The 22,314-nt window shown below is 70.0% G+C and carries 24 protein-coding genes and 1 tRNA gene; 19 read left to right on the top strand and 6 right to left on the bottom strand.

The window, feature by feature from the left end; all coding sequences use genetic code 11:
* The first annotated feature begins 464 nt into the window (after window positions 1-464).
* The 18 genes from ACZ4FV_RS08200 (at window position 465) to ACZ4FV_RS08115 (ending at window position 15,371) form a co-directional block, all read left to right on the top strand.
* Window positions 465-731 carry a hypothetical protein gene (locus ACZ4FV_RS08200; RefSeq protein ID WP_465322192.1) on the top strand — a complete coding sequence of 89 codons (267 nt, stop codon included), beginning with the start codon at window positions 465-467 and terminating at the stop codon, window positions 729-731.
* Window positions 728-1,126, top strand: coding sequence for a hypothetical protein (locus ACZ4FV_RS08195; RefSeq protein ID WP_465322190.1), 399 nt, complete (start codon window positions 728-730; stop codon window positions 1,124-1,126). The genes ACZ4FV_RS08200 and ACZ4FV_RS08195 overlap by 4 nt, the downstream gene beginning before the upstream one ends.
* Window positions 1,123-1,308 carry a hypothetical protein gene (locus tag ACZ4FV_RS08190; RefSeq protein ID WP_465322189.1) on the top strand — a complete coding sequence of 62 codons (186 nt, stop codon included), beginning with the start codon at window positions 1,123-1,125 and terminating at the stop codon, window positions 1,306-1,308. The genes ACZ4FV_RS08195 and ACZ4FV_RS08190 overlap by 4 nt, the downstream gene beginning before the upstream one ends.
* A gap of 219 nt (window positions 1,309-1,527) precedes the next feature.
* Window positions 1,528-2,850: a hypothetical protein gene (locus tag ACZ4FV_RS08185; RefSeq protein ID WP_465322188.1), complete on the top strand. Its 1,323-nt coding sequence runs from the start codon at window positions 1,528-1,530 to the stop codon at window positions 2,848-2,850.
* Window positions 2,847-3,095, top strand: coding sequence for a WhiB family transcriptional regulator (locus tag ACZ4FV_RS08180; protein ID WP_465322187.1), 249 nt, complete (start codon window positions 2,847-2,849; stop codon window positions 3,093-3,095). Before ACZ4FV_RS08185 ends, ACZ4FV_RS08180 begins: the two co-directional genes overlap by 4 nt.
* Before the next feature lie 137 nt (window positions 3,096-3,232).
* Window positions 3,233-3,394, top strand: coding sequence for a hypothetical protein (locus ACZ4FV_RS08175; RefSeq protein ID WP_465322186.1), 162 nt, complete (start codon window positions 3,233-3,235; stop codon window positions 3,392-3,394).
* Window positions 3,395-4,909: 1,515 nt separating this feature from the next.
* Window positions 4,910-5,260 (top strand): hypothetical protein, encoded by a 351-nt coding sequence (locus tag ACZ4FV_RS08170; protein ID WP_465322184.1) that lies wholly within the window; start codon window positions 4,910-4,912, stop codon window positions 5,258-5,260.
* 170 nt (window positions 5,261-5,430) lie between these two features.
* A complete protein-coding gene (locus ACZ4FV_RS08165) occupies window positions 5,431-7,446 on the top strand; it encodes a hypothetical protein (RefSeq protein WP_465322183.1) in 2,016 nt (671 codons plus the stop codon).
* 89 nt (window positions 7,447-7,535) lie between these two features.
* The gene (locus ACZ4FV_RS08160) at window positions 7,536-7,748 is read left to right on the top strand and encodes a hypothetical protein (RefSeq protein WP_465322182.1); all 213 of its coding nucleotides are present in this window, start codon (window positions 7,536-7,538) and stop codon (window positions 7,746-7,748) included.
* A 118-nt stretch (window positions 7,749-7,866) separates the two neighbouring features.
* A complete protein-coding gene (locus ACZ4FV_RS08155) occupies window positions 7,867-8,187 on the top strand; it encodes a hypothetical protein (RefSeq protein ID WP_465322181.1) in 321 nt (106 codons plus the stop codon).
* Window positions 8,188-8,285: 98 nt separating this feature from the next.
* A complete protein-coding gene (gene ssb / locus ACZ4FV_RS08150) occupies window positions 8,286-8,759 on the top strand; it encodes a single-stranded DNA-binding protein (RefSeq protein ID WP_465322180.1) in 474 nt (157 codons plus the stop codon).
* Between the two features lie 88 nt (window positions 8,760-8,847).
* Window positions 8,848-9,216 carry a hypothetical protein gene (locus ACZ4FV_RS08145; protein WP_465322179.1) on the top strand — a complete coding sequence of 123 codons (369 nt, stop codon included), beginning with the start codon at window positions 8,848-8,850 and terminating at the stop codon, window positions 9,214-9,216.
* Window positions 9,213-10,592 carry a DNA cytosine methyltransferase gene (locus ACZ4FV_RS08140; protein WP_465322178.1) on the top strand — a complete coding sequence of 460 codons (1,380 nt, stop codon included), beginning with the start codon at window positions 9,213-9,215 and terminating at the stop codon, window positions 10,590-10,592. Before ACZ4FV_RS08145 ends, ACZ4FV_RS08140 begins: the two co-directional genes overlap by 4 nt.
* The gene (locus ACZ4FV_RS08135) at window positions 10,589-11,602 is read left to right on the top strand and encodes a hypothetical protein (RefSeq protein ID WP_465322177.1); all 1,014 of its coding nucleotides are present in this window, start codon (window positions 10,589-10,591) and stop codon (window positions 11,600-11,602) included. The genes ACZ4FV_RS08140 and ACZ4FV_RS08135 overlap by 4 nt, the downstream gene beginning before the upstream one ends.
* A complete protein-coding gene (locus ACZ4FV_RS08130) occupies window positions 11,599-12,426 on the top strand; it encodes a bifunctional DNA primase/polymerase (protein ID WP_465322176.1) in 828 nt (275 codons plus the stop codon). The genes ACZ4FV_RS08135 and ACZ4FV_RS08130 overlap by 4 nt, the downstream gene beginning before the upstream one ends.
* The gene (locus ACZ4FV_RS08125; protein WP_465322174.1) at window positions 12,423-13,589 is read left to right on the top strand and encodes an AAA family ATPase; all 1,167 of its coding nucleotides are present in this window, start codon (window positions 12,423-12,425) and stop codon (window positions 13,587-13,589) included. Before ACZ4FV_RS08130 ends, ACZ4FV_RS08125 begins: the two co-directional genes overlap by 4 nt.
* A 167-nt stretch (window positions 13,590-13,756) precedes the next feature.
* Window positions 13,757-13,915: a helix-turn-helix transcriptional regulator gene (locus tag ACZ4FV_RS08120; RefSeq protein WP_465322172.1), complete on the top strand. Its 159-nt coding sequence runs from the start codon at window positions 13,757-13,759 to the stop codon at window positions 13,913-13,915.
* A gap of 88 nt (window positions 13,916-14,003) precedes the next feature.
* A complete protein-coding gene (locus ACZ4FV_RS08115) occupies window positions 14,004-15,371 on the top strand; it encodes a tyrosine-type recombinase/integrase (RefSeq protein ID WP_465322171.1) in 1,368 nt (455 codons plus the stop codon).
* A 164-nt stretch (window positions 15,372-15,535) separates the two neighbouring features.
* On the opposite strand, the gene ACZ4FV_RS08110 is transcribed toward ACZ4FV_RS08115, so the two are convergent.
* A tRNA-Tyr gene (locus ACZ4FV_RS08110) sits at window positions 15,536-15,618 on the bottom strand.
* Between the two features lie 175 nt (window positions 15,619-15,793).
* Here ACZ4FV_RS08110 and ACZ4FV_RS08105 point away from each other — a divergent pair.
* A complete protein-coding gene (locus ACZ4FV_RS08105; RefSeq protein WP_026217952.1) occupies window positions 15,794-16,282 on the top strand; it encodes a YajQ family cyclic di-GMP-binding protein in 489 nt (162 codons plus the stop codon).
* A 196-nt stretch (window positions 16,283-16,478) separates the two neighbouring features.
* Here ACZ4FV_RS08105 and ACZ4FV_RS08100 read toward each other — a convergent pair whose 3' ends face one another.
* From ACZ4FV_RS08100 to ACZ4FV_RS08080, 5 genes are all read right to left on the bottom strand, one after another.
* Window positions 16,479-17,459: a glycosyltransferase family 2 protein gene (locus tag ACZ4FV_RS08100; RefSeq protein WP_395871755.1), complete on the bottom strand. Its 981-nt coding sequence runs from the start codon at window positions 17,457-17,459 to the stop codon at window positions 16,479-16,481.
* 214 nt (window positions 17,460-17,673) lie between these two features.
* A complete protein-coding gene (locus ACZ4FV_RS08095; RefSeq protein ID WP_395871757.1) occupies window positions 17,674-18,078 on the bottom strand; it encodes a YccF domain-containing protein in 405 nt (134 codons plus the stop codon).
* A 112-nt stretch (window positions 18,079-18,190) separates the two neighbouring features.
* Entirely contained in the window at window positions 18,191-19,051 is an 861-nt protein-coding gene (htpX, locus tag ACZ4FV_RS08090) for a zinc metalloprotease HtpX (protein ID WP_395871759.1), read from the bottom strand.
* 169 nt (window positions 19,052-19,220) lie between these two features.
* Window positions 19,221-20,798, bottom strand: a complete 1,578-nt coding sequence (locus ACZ4FV_RS08085) for an NADH-quinone oxidoreductase subunit N (RefSeq protein ID WP_402240471.1) — start codon at window positions 20,796-20,798, stop codon at window positions 19,221-19,223.
* A 1-nt stretch (window position 20,799) separates the two neighbouring features.
* Window positions 20,800-22,311 carry a complex I subunit 4 family protein gene (locus ACZ4FV_RS08080; RefSeq protein ID WP_402240469.1) on the bottom strand — a complete coding sequence of 504 codons (1,512 nt, stop codon included), beginning with the start codon at window positions 22,309-22,311 and terminating at the stop codon, window positions 20,800-20,802.
* Between the last annotated feature and the right edge of the window lie 3 nt (window positions 22,312-22,314).

The following is a 22,314-nucleotide window of genomic DNA, read 5'->3' as shown; positions in this document are numbered from 1 at the left end:
GAGAACGTTGAGTTGTCGACGGGAACGTCGAAAGAAATCCCCGAAGGGCTTGACGTGGCGAACCTGCCGCGCAAGCCTGAGATACATGTTCAACATGTATCTCATGTTGGACGGGCTCCCCAGGAGCGCGCAAGGGCCGGTCGATTCGACGGCTCGACTCGATACGGCGGCGGACGCTCGCCGCACGTCGACTTGGCTCCGTTCTGCGATCCGACTGATACGGCAACGGCCTTCCGTCGCACGTCTTTCGGCAGCGGGGCGGACTTGCTACTTGATAACTGGATCGATCCGAGCACCGCACGTTGGCCGCTACCCCGGGCCGCTCGGATGCGTGCTTCACAGGGGTGCAGGTCTTCCGCCGCCATCGCGGCAGGGCCTCTTTCAGACGTGTTCCGGGGCAGCCGCCGGTCCTTGGCCGGGTGGCGGCTGCCCCGTGAGTCGTTCCTTCAGAGAGGAGCACGACCGTGAGAATCATTGTTGCGGATCGCCAAGCGATCACGAAGCCGGAGTTCAGCGAGTTGGCGCTGGGCTTCTCGGCGCTGTTCAAGGGAGTGGACGGGGAGTCCGCGATGGAGCGGGCCACCCGGCTCGACGTCGCTCGCGATGTCCTCACCGAACTGTGGCGCGAGGATCGGGAGTTGGCTGAGCACGCCGCGCGACTGCTCGACGACCCGCCGACGGACGTCGTCGAGTTGCCGGTTCGGATGGTGCCAGGGCGGTGGGCAGCATGAGCGCCCCGCGCTCGAAGTACATCTCCAGTCTCCGCAGGCTCGCGGACTGGCTCGACGCTCACCCGGACATGCCGGTGCCGTCGTACCGGTCTGCTGTCAACCTGCCTGTCCTCACCAATGCCGCCGTGGAAGAGTTCGCGACCACGCACGCGCACACCGTCGTCTACGACTCCGAGGGGAACGCCTCGGTGTCCATTTCCTTCGGCTCGATCGACTACCACGTCTACGGCTACGTGGACTTCGAGGCGCACGTGGCAGCCAGCAACGAGCGGGACGCTCGCCGGTGGGCCGAGAAGCACGGCGTCGACTTGGTCAGGCGTGAGCCGGGGGCCGGCAGGCCGCAGGTTGCACTCGCCAAGCGGGAAGCCGTCGTTGTGGCTGGTGAGCAGTCGTGACGCGGCAGGAGTACGCACACGCTCGGGCGGTCCTGGAGTTCGAGGAGATGCACGACAGTCCGGAGCACTGGGCGCCGTGGGAGCACATCGAGTTCCCGCAGTTCGTCGCGGCCCGGGAAGCGGCTCTGTTGAACATGCCCACCGCGCCCTCGAAGGCGTCCGCGGTGCCCGTCGACGCCTGATCGAAGGCTGGATCTTCCTGCGCGATGCGCAGGTTCGGAGTCCGTTGTCCAGGTCCCTCCCGGCCCGTGGGGTCTGCCGGGCCGGGAGGTTGACCCATTGCTTCGCGCGGTATCGGACGCCGCGATCTCAGCACTGCCGACATGACCGGGGCCGGTCGCGCATCCCGTCAGAGCGTGCGACCGACCCGGCACCCATCCCATTCAGGAGGGGCCACCATCATGGCCGAGATCTACACGTTGCGGGCAGGGCGTCGACTCGATCGGGCCCGAATCGCCGAAGCCGATGCGGCTGCCGCCGAACGACAGGCCGCGTCGGCTGTTGTCCAGGCCGAGGCCGCCGCGCGGATCGCCGCGATCAACCGCGGTGCCGTTCGGGAGGCCCAGGCCGACGCGAACGAGGACAAGGCCGCCGCCCGCGCACGGCGCGCCGAGAAGGTCAGGAAGGCCGCCGGCGCGGTGCGGGAACGGCGGGACTTCGCCGCAGTGACCGGCGTCATGGTCGCCAGTGTGGGGACCGCGTGGCCGGCGCAGATGTCGTTCTATCTCGCGCTCGGGATGCACCCCGCGCTCGCGGTGCTCGTGACGGGCATGTCGGAGGGAGCGGCCTGGGCCGGCGCCGCGATGGCGTCCCGCGCGATCGAGGACGGTCGGCCCGCCGGGCTCTACCGATTGATCACGTGGGGTTCGGCGGTTGCCGCCGCGGCGCTGAACGTCGCGCACACGATCCACCGCAGTGTCCCGCTGGCTCTGGTGCTCGGGATCGCGAGCGTGCTCGGTGTCCTGTTGTGGGAGGCGTACGCCCACTCGCGCAGCCAGGCCGCCGACGAGCGAGGAGGGGACCGGATCCGGGCCGACCTCTACCGGCGGCTGCGTTTCCCTCGCGTCTCCCGTAAGGCACGGGCGCTGGTGGCGTCGGTGCCCGACATGACGCCGGATGCCGCCTGGATCATCGCGTGGCGATCGGTCCACGCCGCCGAGCCGGGTGTCACGCGGGCTGGGCTGAAGCGTCACCGCAAGGCCGCTCGTCGCATCGCGAAGCTGCTCGACAAGGCGCCCGCCGGGCCGAGCGCCTCGCTCGCCGACATGGCTCCGGGCGGTTCTGTGGTCGACTCTGCCGACGCTGCCCACCTCGCCGCCGAGGACGCGTTCGCCACACACGCCGCGCCGCTCGCAACTCTGCTGGGTCGAGCACCCACTAAGCAGTCCGATGAGTCGGTTGGTGAGTCCGATCACGCAGCCGACTATCTCCCGTCCGACCTGCGCGTCTCCGCTGCGACCGATGGCGAGGCGCCTACCGACAACGAAGCGAACGAGTCGGTTGCCGAGTCGGATTCCCGTCCGACTCCTCAGCTCGACGAACAGCTGTTGAATCGGGCCCGGCGGCTCACGGAGAGGCTGACGACACGGCAACTGACGGTGGACCGGATCCGGCAGCGGCTGCGGGTATCGCAGGCGACCGCCCGTGCTCTCCGGGACGTACTGAAGGCTGACCGCGCGGAAGGCCGGTCGGAACTGCGGTTGGTCACCGAGGAAGCGCGATGACTCGTCAGCCATCGGCTTGGCGAGACGCCGCCGCCTGCAAGGGCATGGACCCTGAGCTGTTCGTCGGGCCGGATCTGCGGGAGGGCATCGCGGCGCGGCGCATGCGCGAGAAGGCCGCCCTCGCCGTTTGCGGGGCCTGTCCGGTGAGTGATGAGTGCCTGGCAGCTGCGGAGTTCGAGCACGACACAGACGCCGTCCGCGGCGCCACGACTCCCCGGCAGCGACGAACGTCCAAGGTCGCGTGATGGGGCGCCCGCCGATCATCGGGAGTGCGATGTGGCGACCGGTCATGGATCGGGAGGGCTCACGTTGCGCATGCCGGGGAGCGTGCGGTGGTTCGCACCGCAAGGAACCTGACGGCAAGTGCCCACGTCCGGACGGTGTGACCGTCGCACCGCGCGACCTGTCGGTGCCGCTGCACGTCGCGGTGACCCTGAGCCCGGAGGATCTGACCGTCTGGTGCGACCGATGCCGGGCCGGCTCCGAACGCTTGCTTCGGACCGCCGCTCGGGCCGCACAGGCGGCGACCATCGAGCTCTTCTGACCGCGCCGCGATTCACGTTCGGTGACGGATCGCGGTGGACGTCACCCGGTGGCGTCCACCGCGACCGCCCCGGGATCCGGGTTCATCCGCCTGCCTCCCCCCGGATGCCCCGCGCGGGGGTGATTACCGCGTCACCCCGTTCTGATCAGCGCATTCGCCGTATTCACCCGTGACGTCACCCGGTGGCGTCCGGTCGATTCCTCACCCCTGGGTCCGTTACGGGTGACCTCACCCCGTGACCGTCGCAGTCGGTCGCGGACCCGCCGATACGCAGATGGAAGGAGCGCCATGTCCGAGACGACCAACGCCGTCTCACCGGCGCCGCCGCCTACTCCCAGTCCACCGCCCGGACCGGCTCCGGCCCCGCCCACTCCGGAAGCCGCCAAGTCCCCCGCCGGTACGGCGACACCGCTCCCCGCAGTTCCGCTGTCGATCGCCACGGGCAACGCGTTCGTGGTCGCGGGTGGTGCCGCCGTGGCCGCGCCCATGGTGGCCATGGCCGTTGCCGGGGGTGGAGCCGCTCTCGCCGCCGGTACCGCCGCCGCGCGTCGCTGGTCCGCCAAGCGGGATGCACGCGGTCCTCGATCGACCGGACGGCGCGCCGTGGGTCGACTCGCCCGCACCCACGCATCACCGACTGCCGGGCGCAAGAACCTCGGAGGCAGCGCCGGTCGATCCCCGGCCGGTGCCGGCGGCAAGCCGGTCGGCGGCCCCGGAGCACGGGGTCGTGTCGGCACGGCGTCGGGAACGACAGGTCGGGCCTCGAAGGCCAACCCGAAGGCACCGCAACACCCTTCGGGAGTCGGAGCCCGATCCGGCCCCGGCGGACGTCCCACATCGCGCATGGGACCGGGCGCGGTCCGCGCGGCCCAGGCCGGAGCGACGCGTCCGGGAGGCAAAGGCCCGGCAAGCGGTTCGCGAGCCGGTACTGCTCCCAAGGGCAGCTCACGAGCCGCCGGAGGATCCCGAAGCGGACGCTTGAGCAACGCCGCTCGATCGGCAGCCGCGCGAACGCGCTCCGGACTCGGTGCAGCCGCGCAACAGGCATCCCGCGCCCGCGGTCCGGTCGCGTCGGCAATGGGTGCCACACGCAGCCGAGCCGCACACCTCGCCCGGCGCGCCTGGGCCCGCTCCGAACCGGCACGCTCCCGAGCGGCGGCTGCGACCCGGACACACGGTCGCCGGGCCCGACAGGCAATGACGGCCGGATCCCTCGCCGGAGCCGGCGGCCTCTTGGCCGGGCTCCTCACCCTCAGCCCCCGTCGGGGCGCTCGCGTGGCACGGCGGATCTGGGCATGGCGGCGTCGCCGACAGGCCGCCGCGAACGCCCGCAAGTCCCCGCCGACCGAGGAAGCCCCGGGCCCGGCGGTCGCCGGTTCCGGTCACGGTCCGACGACGTCCGCAGGTACCTCGCCCCCGAAGACTCCTTCGACTCGAAAGCACGTCCCGCCCGGCGGCCTCGCCGGAACGGGCCACAACGCCCGGAACGGTCCGGGCACAACCACAGGAGCAGGCATGGGATTCAGCCTGGTGGACGCGGCACAGCAGTTCGCGACCGCTGCCGCCGCCTACAGCGTCGACCCGGATGAAGCCGGGGCAATGATGCAGGTCAAGAACGACTTGACCCAGTTGTCGGACGTCAACGACCACATCGCCGAGGGATTCCGGGCGTGGGTCACCAAGCTCAATGACGGCTACGCGCTGCACCACTCGGTGCTCGAAGCCCTGCATGCGGTCTACACCGCGCAACTCGCCGTCGGGGTCGCCGTCGCGCAGGTACCGGCGACCTTCCACGTGGTGCACGCCGACGACATCGCCCGCCACGAGGCGCCGCGTACGGGCGAGCGCGGGTGGAACGTCGCCTAGTCCCTCGCCGGTCGGCCACTCGCATCGGGTGGCCGACCGGCCCGGATCCATCCTCCGAATCGAAAGGCACCGCTGTGACCGGCACGAAGAAAGCCCGATCGACTCAGACCCTGGATTGGTCCGGCTGCCACTCCCCTGTCTGGGCGGCCATCAGCGCCAGTGGAACCGCGATGTCATCCAGCGTCGTGGCCAACCTCGCCGGAACCGCCCCCGGTTGGGCCGTCGCCGTTGGCGCTGTCGGAGCGGGCGCTGGCCCGCTGCTGGCTCGCGCCCGACACCGGGTCACCACCTTGACCGCGTCCGTCCAGACGACACTGTGGCTCGGCTACGGCGGCTGGTCGGCACACGCCATCGCGGGTTCGCCTTGGGCGCCGGGAAGCCTGGCCGCTCTCGCGGTCGGCGGCGTCGCCACCTACGGCCTGACCCATGCGACGGGCCGCCACGAAGTCGCGGAAGGCGCTCGCCAAGCCGAAGCCGCCACCCTCGCGGAGCGGATCGCGCTCGCCGACGAATGGTCCCTGCGTCTGAAGCGGGTCTGCCGCATTGACGGCGCCGGGATCATCGCGATCGAGCAGTGGCCGGCAACCGCCGACGGCACACCGACGGGCTACTCCGTGGACGTCCAACTCCCTTACGGCGGTGCCGACGTCGACTCTGTGGCGCGCTACGCCAAGGCCCTCGCCGCAGACCTGCGACTGCCCGACGGGTGCGGAGTCGAGCCCCGCCCGGGGCCGGACCGCAGCCGCGTCGTCCTCCACATCGCGACGCTGGACATGTTCGCCGTCGACATCCCGTTCCCGGCCGAGATCACCCCGCTGTCGATCAACGACGACTTCGACATCGGACTGCACCGAGACGGCATCCCCGCGCTCCTGCACAAGCGCGAGGCATCCACGCTGCTCACAGGCCAGAAGCGGTCGGGAAAGACGAATCAACTCAACGTCTTCCTCGCACAGTTCGCCAGGATGACCGACTGCCTGGTGTGGGTCATCGACTTCAACGCGGGGAACCTGGCGCTTCCCTGGATTCGACCGTGGATGTTGGCGCACGCGGCCGGGGAAGGCGCGCGGGTACCGAACCCCGTCGTGGACTGGGTCGCCTCGACTCCGGAAGAGGCAGCCCTGATGACCGAGGCCGCCTTGCGCATCGCCAAGGCGCGCAAGGCCGGTTACCAGGACCGCAAGCGCGCGGCGAACACCGACCTGTTGCCGATCGACGACGATCTTCCCGAGATCGTGATCGTGGTGGACGAGTGCGCCGAACTGCTCGGGCAGTCGGCCATCACGCGCAACCGGCCCGGATCCGCGTTGCGGCGCGCGGCGGACGCGCTCGCGGAGGGTCAGCGCATCGCGGGCGACTCGGGCGTCAACTACGAGATCTGCGGGTTGCGCGCCACCGCCGACATCGTGGCCGACGCCAACATCAAGAAGCAGTCGGAGAACAAGGTCGGCATGCGCACGCCGGACTTCGCGGAGTTGGCCTACCTCTTCGACGGCGACTACACGCTCGACCCGCGCGACGTTCCCCACAAGGGCTGCGGATTCATCAAGGTGGGCGCGGCAGCCCCGCGCCCCTTCAAGGGCTACCGGATCCTGCCGCAGACCATGGAGGACATCGCCACCACCACCTCGCCGTGGCAACCGCCGTTGGACGCCCTGAGCGAGCGCGCGGCAGGCCCGGCGTACACGGAACGGTGGACGTGGGAGCGCTACGGCCACCTGTTCACCGAAGCCGCCGTCACCACCACGGCGAACGCCGCATCGCGACCTTCGGCGACCGCCACGGGCGGCAAGACCGACCCGACCGCCAATTGGCGGGCCCGTGCCGAGTCCAGCATCGCCGATCTCGACATCGACGCCCGTTTCCGCGAGATCACCGACTCGCTTGGCTCGGACGACGGCAGCGTGGACGTCACTGACCCGCGCACCTGGAACTCGTCGACTGCGGCCGATGGCGACACCGACGCCATCGCCTCATCGCGTGATCGCATGCTCGACCAGCTGAACGCGGCCGGGCCGAAGGGCATGAGTGCCGCCGAACTCGCCGCCGCCCTCGAAGTCAGCCGGAAGACGGTCTACGAGCACCTCGGTTTCCACCTGGAGGCCGGCGCCATCGTCAAACTCGCGCGCGGCCGGTACGCGCTCACCGAGCACCAAGTCTCGGACGGCGAAGAGCCCGGCGAGTAGCCCAACCACCGAACCACGCACCTCCGGGGCGCGGCCACGTCCGGCCGCTTCCTTCCACCGTCACGCCCTCACACACCCAGGAGTCCCACGTGATCTCCGACTTCATCATCGTGCTGGTTCTCACTGCCGCCTACGTCGTGCTGTGTCTGGTCTCGCCGCTCGGCCTCTGCCGCCGGTGCGACGGCACCGGTGACGCGCAGGTCGGCTTCTTCCGCCCGTGCCGCCGCTGCCACGGCAGCGGCCTGCGGGCCCGGCTCGGCCTGCGCTTGCTGGAGAGCGTTCGCCGCCGCGAAACCAAGTGACCCACCGCGGCTGGAGCTTGCTCGTGTCCGTTCGGCCCGTCCACTTCCTCTCGGGCAGTGGGCGCGGCCGTGGGTGCACGACCCGCCCGTCCCGAACGGAACAACCACGGAGGCATCCATGCGCACACGCCACAACGCCCGCCGGGTGACCACCATCCTCGGTATCACCCTGGTCATCGCGCTCTCGCCGACTGCGGCCTTCGCCGCCGGACCGGCGACGGGAGCGGCTGGCGGCACCACGCTCAGCATCGGATCGGGCGTACTGCTCGCCGTCATCGTCGGCCTGTGGGCCCACCGCGTACGCGGCATCCCGCTCGCTCTCGCGTCGTTCGTCGCGGGCGTCATGCTCGCCGGTTCCACGATCGCGCTCTCCGCCGCCCGTGCCGGAGACCAGTTCGTGGCCGCCGGAATCGGAGCCGTGACCGGGATCTTCGCCTGACCGCTCGCACTCCATGGCCCCGGATCCCGCTGTCCCGGAGTCGTGGAGGACGAGCCGGCCCGGCCGTCCTCATCCGTATCCATGTCGGAGGCGCACAAGTGACCAACAACGCCACCCACACCACCATCACCGGCAACCTGACCCGAGACCCCGAAATCGGCTTCACCGCGTCCGGTGTCGCCTACGCCCGCCTGGCGATCGCGGTCACCCCGCGGCGGTTCGACAAGGCCACCGACAAATGGGCCGACGGCGAAACGACGTTCTGGGCCTGCACCGCCTGGCGCGGGCTCGCCGAGAACATCGCCGAATCCCTGTACAAGGGCGACCGCGTCGTGGCGACCGGCACCATCAGCACGCAGCGGTGGAACGACAAGGAATCGGGCGAACCCCGCGAGCGCATCGTCGTGGAACTGGACGACGTCGGCCCGTCCCTGACCTGGGCCACCGCCAAGGTCACCAAGGGCGGCCGAGCCAAGCCCCGCTCGAACGGCGACCCGTGGGACATGCCCGCCCCATCCCCGCAGCCCGCCGGAGTCGGTGCCACGCCGCCGGGCGACATGCCGCCGTTCTGACCATGCCCCGGGGCGACTGACGACTTGGCGGAAGACAGTCGCCCCGGGCCCAACCCAATCCCGCAAGGACCCGGAAGGGACCATCAGCATGACAAATCACATCCCACAGTCGTTCCCGATCGACGAGATCGCGACGAACGCGTTCATGGCTGTCTCCGCCGAGATCGCCGCCGAGCGCACCGCTCAGGACGCCAAGTTCGGTGAACAGAACTGGGCGGACGGTACCGGTGGGCCGGTCATGCGCTTCGAGGCCGACCGGCACCGCAACAGCTGCCAGTACCTCGCCGCGCACGGCGGCCCGGACTGGCGCTCAATCCTCTTGGAGGAGGTCTACGAGGCTCTCGCGGAGGAGGAAGCGACCCTTCTCCGAGCTGAGCTGGTGCAAGTCGCGGCCGTCGCCGCCGCATGGATCGAGGCCATCGACCGCCGCTCGACCGGTGAAGTGAGGGCTCTGTGACGTTGACGATGACCGACCTGTTCTGTGGGGCGGGCGGTAGTTCGACCGGAGCCCTTCAGGTGCCCGGGATATCCGTGCGAATGGCCGCGAACCACTGGCGGCTCGCCGTCGACACCCACAACACCAACCACCCGACGACGGACCACGACTGCGCGGACATCTCCCAGGTGGACCCGCGCCGTTACCCGACCACGGACATCGGCTGGTTCTCCCCGGAATGCACGAATCACTCAATCGCCAAGGGAAACCGACGGGCGCCGGCGCAGGCGTCGTTGTTCGACGAGGCACCCTTGCCGAACGAGGCGGCTACGCGGTCACGGGCGACGATGTGGGACGTCGTCCGCTTCGCCGAACACCACCGCTACCGCGCGATCGTGGTGGAAAACGTCGTGGACGTGCGGGACTGGCCGCTCTTCCGCGCGTGGCGTGTCGCCCTCGCCGATCTCGGCTACTGCGTGCATCAGGTGTTCATGAACTCGATGTTCGCCGCCGCGCTCGGGCCGGCCGCGCCACAGTCCCGGGACCGCTGGTACGCCGTCGCCCACCGCACGCCGTCCCCGTGCCCGGACCTGGACAGGTGGACCCGGCCGACCGTGCGGTGCACCTCGTGTAACCGCGATGTGCGGGCGGTGCAGGCGTGGAAGCGCCACGAGCGGCCAGGCGGCCGATACCGCGCCCAGTACGTATGGCGCTGCCCGACCGCGCGCTGCCACGTCGAGGTCCACCCGGCGGTGCGGCCAGCCGCCGACGCAATCGACTGGTCACTGCCCGCCCAGCGACTCGCCGACCGCGCCCGGCCGTTGGCGGACAAGACGATGCGCAGGATCCGAGACGGCTTCGCTGCCTACGCTCGGCCACTGCTGGTCCCGGCCGGAGGCACATGGAACGACAGCGCGTATCCGGTGAGCGAGCCGGCTCGCACCCGCACCACTCGCGAGACCGAAGGACTCGCCATCCCGCCCTACATGGTCGAACTCCGGGGCGGGGGCTCAAACCACCGGGCCGTATCGGCGCCGTTGGCGACGGTGTGCGCGAACGGTAACCACCACGGGGTCGTCACCGCCCCCGACCTGCTCATGACGTACTACGGCAACGGGTCCACCTACCCCACCTCACAGCCCGTTCCGACCGTGACCACACGCGACCGGGCGGCATTGATCGAGGGCGGCGCGGTCACGTCAGTAGAGGACTGCCGTTTTCGGATGCTGAGTCCTGGCGAGTACGCCGCCGCGATGGCCTTCCCCGGCACCTACGTCTTGCTCGGCACCAAGCGCGAGCGCGTTCGAATGGCTGGCAATGCCGTCACACCACCCAGTGCACGCGACTTGATCGCCGCCGTCACGCAGGCCCTCACCGGAGAGGAGATTCACACGTGAACCAGACCACGAAGAAACCGGCGTTGCGCGTCCTGAGTCTGGGAGCTGGGTTTCAGTCCACCGTTCTCTTCCTGATGTCCGCCCGCGGCGAACTCCCCCGCGTAGATGCCGCGATCTTCGCCGACACCGGCTGGGAACCGGACGGTGTGTACGCCCATCTGGATCGCTTGGAGCGGGAAGTGGGCGCACCGGCTGGCATCCCAATCCATCGCGTGAACAACGGGAACTTGCGGGATGACGTCCTGGACCCGGACATGATGCGAAGCATCCCGGCCTACACGCTCGGCCCCAATGGTGAGCGAGGGATGCTCAAGCGGGCCTGCACACAGCAGTACAAGCTCCGACCGATCCTGGCTCAGACCCGGCTCATGCTTGGTGCGCGCACCCGCGAGGAGAAATGCCGGTACTGCGATGGAGTCGGTACGCGGATCGCGCCGTGGCGTGCGCGACGCGGGGAAACCGCCATCGGTCAGTGCTCCGTCTGCTGGGGACGAGGGACGATTCGCCTCGTCGGACAAGCCCCCAGCAAGGCCTGGGCCGAACAGTGGGTGGGCTTCTCCACCGATGAGGTCGAACGCGTCTCCCCACGTGGCGACACCCGCTACAGCCGCAGCACACATCCGTTGCTCGATCTGGGCATGTCCCGCACTCAATGCGGAACCTATCTCGCCCACCATGGATGGACTGCCGTCCAGAAAAGCGCCTGCATCGGCTGCCCGTTCCACCGCAACCGCGAATGGCGGCGCATCCGCGATACCGACCCTGGGGCTTGGGCGGATGCAGTCGAGTTCGATCGCGCCTATCGCACCGGTGCCGGAATGCGCCACAAGCGGTATCTCCACCCCACCTGCCTGCCTCTCGATCAAGCCCCCATCGACCGAGTCCGTCCCTCCGATCATCACCAGACGGACCTCTTCGACGCTCTCTACGAAGACGGTCTCGAAGAGGGGGACGTAGGCGGCTGCTCTCCCTGGGGCTGTGTAAATGATCCGAATGGGGAGGCAGCGTGAACGCGTCCCGGCTCGCTGCCGCAGCACTGGCGTACTCTCGCGCCGGTTGGCGGGTGTTCCCGCTCGTCGAAGCCGACAAGGTGCCCGCTCTGCCGCGTGCTCATCCGGCGGGTGACCCGTGCCGCGGTGGGTGTGGAAAGCAGGGGCACGGCTACCTCGACGCCACGGCCGATACGGACCACGTGGGCGGGTGGTGGCGGCGGTACCCGCAGGCGAACATCGGTCTGCCGTGTGCGCCGAACGGGATCGCCGTTGTCGACGTCGATCCGCGCCATGGTGGTGACGTCACGCTCAGCCGCTTGGAGCTGGACATCGGCGAACTGCCCGCCACTCTCTCCGCCTTCACGGGCGGAGATGGGCTCCACCTGCTTTACCGGCACCCAGGAGTCGCGCTGCCTGGGTCACTCGGGCCCGGGATCGACGTCAAGGCGAACGGCTACATCGTCGTCCCGCCATCGATCCATCCGGACACCGGACACCGGTACGTGTGGACGGGCTCCCTCCGACGACCAGCGCCGTGGCCACGTGCACTCACACCGCGCCCGCGTACCCGGCTGCCGACGCAGGCCCGTCCCGGAGTTCGGTCCATGCGCGCCTTCCAGGGGCTCGTTGCCACCGTTCTGAGCGCCCGTGAGGGACAGCGGAACACGCGGCTGTTCTGGGCCGCGTGCAAGGCGTTCGAGCACCGCGCGCACGGCGCGGTGGATCCCGCTGCCGCCGCGCGCGTGCTGCTCGAAGCGGCGCTGCGGATCGGGCTCCCGGAGAACGAAGCGCGTCGGACCATCACCAGCGCCTATCGAGCACAGCACTTGGAGCACGTGTGACGACTCCCGAACCGCCGGAAGACTTCAACGAACAGGCGCGGGACATTCTCGCTCGCAACGGCATCACGGAGCCCGAACTGCCGCCGTTGCCGAGCGATCCCGAGCAGCCGCAGATCGGGCGACGGCTGCGGATCACGCCCGCGTCCGCGATCGAGCCCGCGCCCGTCTCGTGGGCCTGGGAAGACGAATCGGGCGGGCGCATCCCCGCCGGGGCCATGGCCGTGGCCGCCGGTCGGGAGGGTACGGGCAAGAGTTCCTTCGGAATCTGGATGGCCGCCCGAATCACCGAGGGCAGCCTTCCCGGGTGCTACCAGGGCCGTCCCCGCGTGGTGTTCTACGCCGCGGTGGAGGACTCGTGGGAACAGACCCTCGTCCCCCGCCTCATCGCCGCCGGGGCCGACCTGGACCGGGTGTACCGCGTGGACGCCACGGAAGCCGACTTCGGTGACACGACCCTGTCCCTCCCGCAGGACAACCTCATGCTCGAGCGGGCCCTGACCGAGCACGAAGTCGCGCTGCTCGTCCTCGATCCGCTGATGTCGTGCATCGGGCGCGGCATCGACACCCACCGGGAGCGGGAAGTACGGCACGCGCTCGATCCGCTCGCCCGCATGGCCGACCGGACCGGCAGCGTGGTACTGGGCATCGCGCACTTCAGCAAGGGGCAGGGCGACCCGGCCGCGCTCATCACCGGGTCCGGTGCGTTCAAGAACGTCCCTCGCGCCATCTTCGGATTCGCTCGCGATCCCGACGGCGACCGCGTGATGACGCAGGCGAAGAACAGTCTCGGCAGCTGCGACCTGCCATCACTCGCGTACACGATCGAATCCGTCGACATCCCCACTCCTTCCGGGACGGCGACCACCGGACGGTTCGCCGTTCTCGGCCATGCCGTCCGCTCGGTCGACGACATCCTGACCGCGGTCCCGGACACCGATCGGGGCGGCACCCAGGACGCCGCGTCGTGGCTGCACGCGTACCTCACCGAGCAGGGTGGCGAGGCACCCGCGGCCGAGGTGAAGAAGGCCGCCGCAGCCGATGACATCCCGGAACGGACATTGCAGCGGGCTCTCCCACGCGCAGGTGCGGAAGCCATCCGACGAGGGTTCGGCAACGGCTCCGTCTGGCGACTGCGCGACCCGACCCCCGCTGACACTCCGTAATCGCAGATCGAGCCGAACGGCCATTCGCGCCACATTCGCGCCTTCGCGCCAAGCCCTGGGGCTTGGCGCGGCTGGCACGAATGGCGTGAATGGCGGGCTCCAAGTCACACAACGTCACTGCCACTCGGATCGGATTCCGCCCTCTCTCCATCGAGGAGACGCCCCACATGAGTCCCGTCGAAAAGCTGAAACTGCCGCAGGTCCTCAAGGAGCTGAAGATGTCGCGCGCGGCGTTCTATCGCCTTCGCGCCCGCGGCCAGGCTCCCGAACTCATCAAGCTGCCCAACGGACAGCTCCGGGTCAGCCGCGCGGTCCTGGACGCCTAGTGGGCCTCGCAGGAGACGTCCGTCTGATCGGCAGCGCCGCTACCGCCGGGGGCACGGATCGTGCCCCCGGCTCACTCGGGAGGACAGCTTGAGCAAGCCGACACACAAGGTCCGTGTCTGGGCCGTGCGCCAGCGAGGCGACCGCGGCCAGAAGTCCGGCGAAGTCCGCTGGAAGGTCGGGCCGAACGCGTTCTCGGAGACCTACAAGACCAAGACACTGGCCGACGGTCGCGCGGCCAAACTGCTGACGGCCGTGAACAACGGCGAGCCCTTCGACGAAGTGACCGGGCTGCCGATGTCCGAACTTCGGGCCCGCGACGACGTCAGCTGGTACGTGCACGCTCGCGACTACATCGAGATGAAGTGGCCGCCCTCGCCCGCCAAGACCAGGACCACCCTGGCCGATGCCCTTGCCACGGCGACGCCCGTACTCGTGAAGTCCCGACGCGGCATGCCGGAGTCGCGACTGCTGAGGCGGGCGCTCTACGGCTGGGCCTTCAACGTGAATCGGTGGTCGGAGGATCCGCCGGAGGACATAGCCGCAGCGCTGGAGTGGGTCGAAGGGCACGCGCTCCCCATGAGCGCCCTGGACGACGCGCTACTCATGCGGAAGGTGCTGACGGCCTTCACGCTGCGGCTCGACGGCAAGCCCACCGCCCCCTCGACCGTGATCCGCAAGCGCGCCATCTTCCACAACGCGCTCGGCTACGCGATCGAGGCCCGGCGGCTGACCGCCAACCCCCTGGCGTCGGTCCAGTGGACGGCGCCGGAAACGGTCACCGAGGTTGAGCCCGCCTGCGTGGTCAACCCGCGCCAGGCACGGACCCTGCTCACAGCGGTACGGGCCCAGAACGCCCGCGGGCGGCACCTCGAAGCGTTCTTCGGCTGCCTCTACTACGCGGGCATGCGGCCGGCCGAAGTCGTCTGGTTGCGGACCGACGACTGCGACCTGCCTCGCCGCGGGTGGGGCACGTTGACCCTCAAGGGCTCGCGCCCGCGCGTCGGCTCGTCCTGGACGGACGATCGCACCTCGCACGACGACCAGGGTCTGAAGTGGCGGGCCCGCAAGGTCACTCGCCCGGTGCCGATCCCGCCGGAGCTGGTCGCGATGCTCCGCTGGCACATCTACCGGTACGGCGCCGCTCCCGATGGGCGGCTGTTCCGCACAGCCCGGGGCGGAATGGTGCAGGAGAGCGGATACGGGGAGGTCTGGGGCCGGGCCCGTGAGCGGGCACTGACGCCCCGGCAGCTCGCTTCGCCGCTCGGTGCCCGCCCGTACGACCTGCGACACGCCGCAGTGTCGTTCTGGCTGAATTCCGGCGTCGACGTCGCCGAGGTGGCCAGACGCGCCGGGCACAGCATCGCGGTGCTGTTGAAGGTCTACGCGAAGTGCCTCGACGGAGCCACCTCGTTCGCCAACACGCAGATCGACGACGCGCTCAAGAGGTGGGAGTAGAGAGCCGCAGCTGCCCCACGTATGCCCCACGGAAGCTGGTCAGGGGCCGAATCAGGGTGAGACACACCGGGACGAAGCAGTGAGTTTCGAGCATCGCTCCGGCATGCTCGAACGAAGAAGGCCCCTGTCTGCGTTTCCGCAGATCAGGGGCCTTTTTCACGGTGTGGCGGGTGTTGGGTTCGAACCAACGTAGGCATACACCGGCAGATTTACAGTCTGCTCCCTTTGGCCACTCGGGCAACCCGCCGTGTGCGCCTTGCGGCGCGACGGGACAACAATAGCGGACCACCCGGGGTGCTTCGCCACTCGGTATCGGATCGGGCGGGGTGGGCGCGGCCGGAGTCCGGGTCGTGGGGGACGCTCTAGGCTGGAGGGGTTGCCTTCCCTCTCACTTCAGATCCCACAGAAAGCGATTCCGAGCCTTGGCTGACTCCTCTTTCGACATCGTGTCCAAGGTCGACCGTCAGGAGGTCGACAACGCGCTGAACCAGACCTCGAAGGAGATCGCGCAGCGGTTCGACTTCAAGAACGTCGGCGCGCACATCGGCTGGACCGGCGAGCAGATCGAGATGCGCGCCAACTCCGAGGAGCGCGTGAACGCGATCCTCGACGTGTTCCAGGGCAAGCTGATCAAGCGCAGCATCTCGCTCAAGTCGCTCGACGCCGGGGAGCCGAAGGCTTCCGGCAAGGAGTACAAGATCTTCGCGTCGATCCAGGAGGGCATCTCCCAGGAGAACGCGAAGAAGGTCTCCAAGATCATCCGCGACGAGGGGCCCAAGGGCGTCAAGGCGCAGATCCAGGGTGAGGAGCTGCGCGTGTCGTCCAAGAACCGGGACGACCTCCAGGAGGTCATCGCGCTGCTCAAGGGCAAGGACCTGGACTTCGCGCTGCAGTTCGTGAACTACCGCTGACCGAGGCCGCCACCCTGCGGCGGCGGGATCGTGGCGGGCCCGGTGGGTGACGGGTCGAGGGCACGGCGAGGGCGGATCGCCGGTCGGACACGGCCGGCGGATTCACCGCCCTCGCTGTGCCCTTTCTGTGCTCTTTCGCGCAGTCGAGGAGGGCGGTGTCCGCGTGCCGCGATCGGGTTCCCGAGCCGGAACCGCCCTACTGCTGCACGCGCTCCACCAGAGGCCCACACGCGTCGATCGTCGGGGTGTGGGCGCCGGTCAGCACGGCGGACAGGCGGGTGGGTACGGCGTCCTCCTCCAGCCGGCCGGTGAAGCCCGCGTGCAGGACGCGCAGGGCGTCCTCGTAGGCGAACGGCGCCAGGTGGGCGCCGGTGGACAGTTGTTCCCGGGCGATCGCGAACATGGTCAAAGCGTGTCGGCGGAAGCGCGCGACACGGCCGGTGGGTGGGACCGGCCAGCGGGCGATGATCGTGCGGTAGGTGTCCTCGTACCGGCCCAGCGAGTCGAGTCGGGCCGCCGCGCCGCCGGACAGGCTGGAGTCGGCGGGTTCGCGGTGGTAGACCACGCCGGGCTCGGACAGCCGGGCGAACGACCAGCCCCGATCGTGCACCAGCCGCAACCACAACGACCAGTCGACCAGGAGGGGCAACTCCGGGTCGAAGCGGAACCACGACGCGGGCGCGGTGTGCGCGGGATTGCGGGCGACCACGGCGGTGGTCGGCACGAAGTTGGCCACCGAGAGCATGTCCGGGTCGTACGGGAAGTCGTAGCGATACGGGCTGCCCGGTGTCTCGCCCGGCGACGCCCGGTCGCCGCTGAGGATGCAGTCCGCGTACACGGCGTCGGAGCCGGTGCGCTCCAGGGCGGCCAGGGCCCGGTCGAGATGGCCGGGCAGGTACATGTCGTCGTCGTCGAGGAACGCGACGAACCGCCCGGTGGCGATCTCCAGACCGGCGTTGCGCGCCGCCGCCGGGCCGCGCGAGCGCGGGAAGGAGAGCAACCGCACGGTCATCCCCCGCACGCCCAGCGGCAGCACGCCCGCCACGTCCGCGCCGCCGTCGTTGACCACGACGACCTCGATGTCCCGCGTGCCCTGGAGGGCCACGCTGCGCAGGGCATCGGCCAGCAGGGCCGTACGGTCGCGGGTCGGAACGATGACACTGACCGTCGCCGCCACGGCAACCTCCGCGCTTCCCGGTGTGGGTCTGCTTCCCGGGATGGGTGTCTTCTCCGTCCACCCGGGCCTACCGGGACATATCGACACACCGGGGGCGCGGCTGGAGCGGTTGGCTCCGGTCTCCCTCGTACGAGACCACACGATTGGCCTGTCCGGGCTCAGCAACCACCCGACGGGCGATCACCGAGGCCCGAACCCGCTCGAACCGACCCGCTCAGACGCCCACGTGCATCGGGTCGTCGGTCGAGACGATCTCGCGGCCCAGCGGAGTCAGCGACACCGGGATCAGCTTGAAGTTCGCCAGCCCGAGCGGGATGCCGATGATGGTGACGCACAGGATGAGGCCGGTGACCAGGTGCGCGAGCGCCAGCCACCAGCCGAACAGCACGATCCACAGGATGTTGCCGAGCATCGACCCGGTGCCGGCGTCGCGACGCCATTCCACCCGGCGGCCGAACGGCCACAGCGCGTAGGCCGCGATCCGCCAGGACGCGATGCCCAACGGGATGGTGACGACGAGGAAGAACAACAGAAAGCAGACGATGCCGGCGATGGCGTAGCCGATGGCCAGCCACAGGCCGGAGAACACGAGCCAAATGATGTTCAGGACAGTTTTCACGAACTTGTTCTACCCCGACCCGGGCCCGCTGACGTCCCCCGCAGGACTGGCGGCCCACCGAATGCACCCGCCGGGCCGACTGCCGCCTCGGCGCCCCGCCTCGGCGCCCGCCTCAGTGCCCCGCCATCGCCTCGAGCCGCGCGATCCGCTCCGCCATCGGCGGGTGCGTCGAGAACAGCTTGCTCATCCCGCCCGCGCCCCGGCGGAACGGGTTGGCGATCATCAGCGAACTGGTGGTCTGCAGCTTCGGCTCCGGCGGCAGCGGCAGCGCCTGCGTGCCCGCGTCCAGCTTGCGCAGCGCGCTCGCGAGCGCCATCGGGTCTCCGGTGAGGCGGGCCCCGGAGGCGTCCGCCTGATATTCACGCGAACGACTGACCGCCAACTGGATGACACTGGCCGCCAGCGGACCCAGGATCATGATGGCCAGCATCCCGAACAGGCCCGGCCCCTCGTCGTCGTTGCTGCGGCCGAACGGGATCAGCCAGGCGAAGTTGACCAGGAACATGATCACGCTGGCCAGCGCACCGGCCACCGACGAGATCAGGATGTCCCGGTTGTAGACGTGCGACAGCTCGTGTCCGAGCACCCCGCGCAGCTCGCGCGCGTCCAGGATGCGCAGGATGCCGGTCGTACAGCACACCGCCGCGTTGCGCGGGTTGCGGCCGGTGGCGAACGCGTTCGGCGCCTCGGTGGGCGAGATGTACAGGCGCGGCATCGGCTGCCGGGCGTCGTTGGAGAGCTCGCGCACGATCCGGTACAGCTCGGGGTTCTCCGCCTCGCTGACCGGTCGCGCGCGCATCGAGCGCAGCGCGATCTTGTCGCTGTTGAAGTAGGCGTAGCCGTTCGTGGCCAGGGCCACGAACAGGGCGATGATCAACCCGGTCCGACCGAAGAAGCTGCCGACGACCAGGATGAGCGCCGACATGCCGCCGAGCAGTACGGCGGTCTTCAGTCCGTTGTGCTGGCCGTGCACGGCAGAGTCCTCTCGCAAGCGTCCCAGGGGTGACAATGCGGGTCCGTGCGGGGTATCCGCCGGCTTGTCGCCCTCTGCCCGTTGTCTCTTCCTTCGCAACGGGACAACGCCTCGCAGAGTTCCCTCCCGAGGCGGGCGTAACCCCCCGCTCCGGGACCGGAACCGCAGGTCAGCCGAGTAGACCCGGCACGGTGAGCACGTGCAGCACAAGCTGTGGCGCGACCGAGAGCAGCACCCCGAGCGCCCCCGTGAGCACCAGCGCGGCGACCAATGGAGCCGGCGTCCGACCACCGTCGACACCGCCGGGCGAGCCGGCCGAGACGCCCGAGCCCTCCGCGCGCCCCGACTCCCCCGCGCCCCCGACCGCGCCCGGCACCCCGGGTGCCGCGGGAGCGAACAACTGCGCCGTCCAGGCCAGGTAGTAGTACAGCCCGATCACCACGTTGACCGCCATCACCACCGCGAGCCACCCGGTGCCGGAGTCGATCACCGCCTGGAACACGGTCACCTTCGCGAACAGCCCGGCCAGCCCCGGCGGGATGCCCGCCAGACACAGCAGGAAGAACGCCATCGCCGCGGCGCCGACCGGGCGCGAACGGAACAGCGCGCGGTGGTCGGAGACCAGCCCGCCGCGCTCGCCGGCCACCAGCGTCACCACCGCGAACGCGCCGAGGTTCATCACCGCGTACACCGCGAGGTAGGCGACCGCCGCGGGCAGCGTGTCGGCCAAGTCCTCACCGTGCCCGGCGGCGGTTCCGAACGGGACCAGTACGTAGCCCGACTGGGCGATCGAGGACCACGCCAGCAGCCGCACCGCGTCGGTCTGCCGCAGCGCGGCCAGGTTGCCCGCGGTCATCGTCACCGCGGCGAGCACCGCCATGGCCGGACCCCAGATGTGCGCGTACGGCCGGAACGCGATGCCGGCGACCAGGAGCAGCCCGGCGAACCCGGCGGTCTTGGAGACCACGGACAGGTAGGCGGCCACCGGGATCGGCGCGCCGCGATAGGTGTCCGGCACCCACGAGTGGAACGGCACCGCCGCGACCTTGAACGCGAACCCGACCATGGTCAGCACCGCGCCGGTCGCGGCCACCTTGGTCAGCCGCGGGTCCAGGTTCTCCAGGTCGCTCGCGATCCTGGCCAGGTGCACGCTGCCGGTGCTCCCGTAGACCAGGCTCACGCCGAACAGCATCACCGCCGTGGCGGCCACGGACAGCAGGAAGAACTTCAGCGCGGCCTCGCCGCCCTGGCCGTCCCGACGCAGGCCGACCAGCGCGAACGCGGGCAGCGACAACGTCTCCAGGGCCACCACCAGGGTGAGCAGGTCGCGCGCGCCGGCCAGCGCGACCGCGCCGGTCACCGAGGACAGCAGCAGGAAGTGGTACTCGCCGCCGGGCACCTCGCCCTCGTCGCCGTCCGCACTGTGCCGGGTCATCGGCATGGACAGCAGCACGACCACGAACGCCGACCCGAGCAGCACCAGTTGCAGCACCAGGGTCAGGTCGGTGACCGCGTACGAGCAGCCCGACGGCGAACAGAACGTGCCGCGCGCCTCGGAGTCGTCCGCGCGCAGCGGCACCAACAGCACCAGCGCCGCGCCGAGTCCGGCCAGGGTGAGCCAGGGCAGCGCGGCCTTGCGCGCGCCCTCCAGGAACAGGTCCGCGAGCAGCACCACGAGGGCGGCGACCGCGACGGCGACCACCGGCCCGATCGCGAGCCAGTCGATCGACTGGACGTCGAACGGCATGTCAGCTGCCTCCCATGAGGGCACGCACGGCCGGGTCGGTGATCGCGAGCACGGTGGCCGGCCACACTCCGGCAAGCAGGGTCAGCGCGACGAGCGGGGTCCACACCACGACTTCGCGGCCGGTCACGTCCACCTCGGGCCGCCCGGTCGGGGGCTCGCCCGCCGGGCCCATGCACAATCGGCGCACCAGGCCGAGCATGTAGGCCGCGGTCAGCACGGTGCCCAGGCCGGCCAGGACCAGGAAGGTCCGGTAGCCGCCGGTGGACAACCCGGCCGCGGGCTCGTACGCGCCGTACATCGCGAGCAGTTCGCCCCAGAAGCCGGCCAGCCCGGGCAGCCCGAGCCCGGCCACCGCGCCGAACGCCACGAGTGCGCCCAGTCGCGGGGTCCGCCCGTACATCCCGCCCCCGAGTCGGCCCAGCAGCGCGGTGCCGTGCCGGTCCTTGACCGCGCCGGCCAGGAAGAACAGCAGGCCGGTGATCAGGCCGTGGCCGATGTTGACGAACAACGCGCCGTTGATCCCCTGCGGGGTCAGCGTCGCGATGCCCAGCAGCGCGAAGCCCATGTGGCCCACCGACGAGTAGGCGATGATGCGCTTGAGGTCGCCGTCCGGGTCGCGCAGCAGGGCCAGGCACACCAGCGAGCCGTACACGATGCCCACCACGCCGAACGCGGCCAGATACGGCGCGAACGTCTCGGCGCCCTCCGGCAACATCGGCACCGCGATCCGGATCAGGCCGTACGTGCCCATCTTGAGCAGCACGCCGGCCAGCAGCACCGAGCCCGCCGTCGGCGCGGCGGTGTGCGCGTCGGGCAGCCAGGTGTGCAGCGGCCACATCGGCACCTTGACCGCCAGGCCCAGGCCGATCGCCAGGAACGCGAGCACCTGGGCGCCGTGCGACATGCCCGCGCCGTGCCGTTCGGCGAGCTCGACCATGTCGAAGGTGCCGGTCTTCGCCTGGATCAGCAGGAAGCCGAGCAGCATCACGGCCGAACCGAGCAGCGTGTACAGGATGAACTTGTACGAGGCGGGGCCGCGCTCGCCCGGACTCCCCCAGCGGTTGATGAGGAAGTACATCGGGACCAGCACGACCTCGAAGAACAGGAAGAACAGGATCAGGTCGAGCGCCGCGAAGGTGCCCAGCGTGCCGGTCTCCAGAAGCAGGAACAGCGCCACGAACGCCCGCGAGTCGCCGCCCGGCGGAATGTTCCACAGGCTGTGCACGGCGACCAGCAGCGTGAGCAGTGCGGTGAGCAGGAGCAGCGGCAGCGAGATGCCGTCGATGCCCAGGTGAAAGCGCAGGCCCAGCGAGGGCGCCCAGGACGCGTCGGTCTCGAACTGCATGCCGCGCCCGCGGTCGAACCCGCACGCGAGCACGACGGCGCCGACCAGGGTCGCCGCGCTCGCGGCGACGCCGACCAGCCGGGCCGCGCGATCACCGACCCCGGGCAGCAGGAGCAGGGCGGCGCCGAGCAGCGGCGCGGCCACGACGAGGATCAGCACGACGCTCACCGC

The sequence above is a fragment of the Embleya sp. NPDC025285 genome (assembly GCF_055558835.1).
Note: the sequence above shows the minus strand (reverse complement) of the source record. Positions and strands in the feature narration are given on the sequence as shown.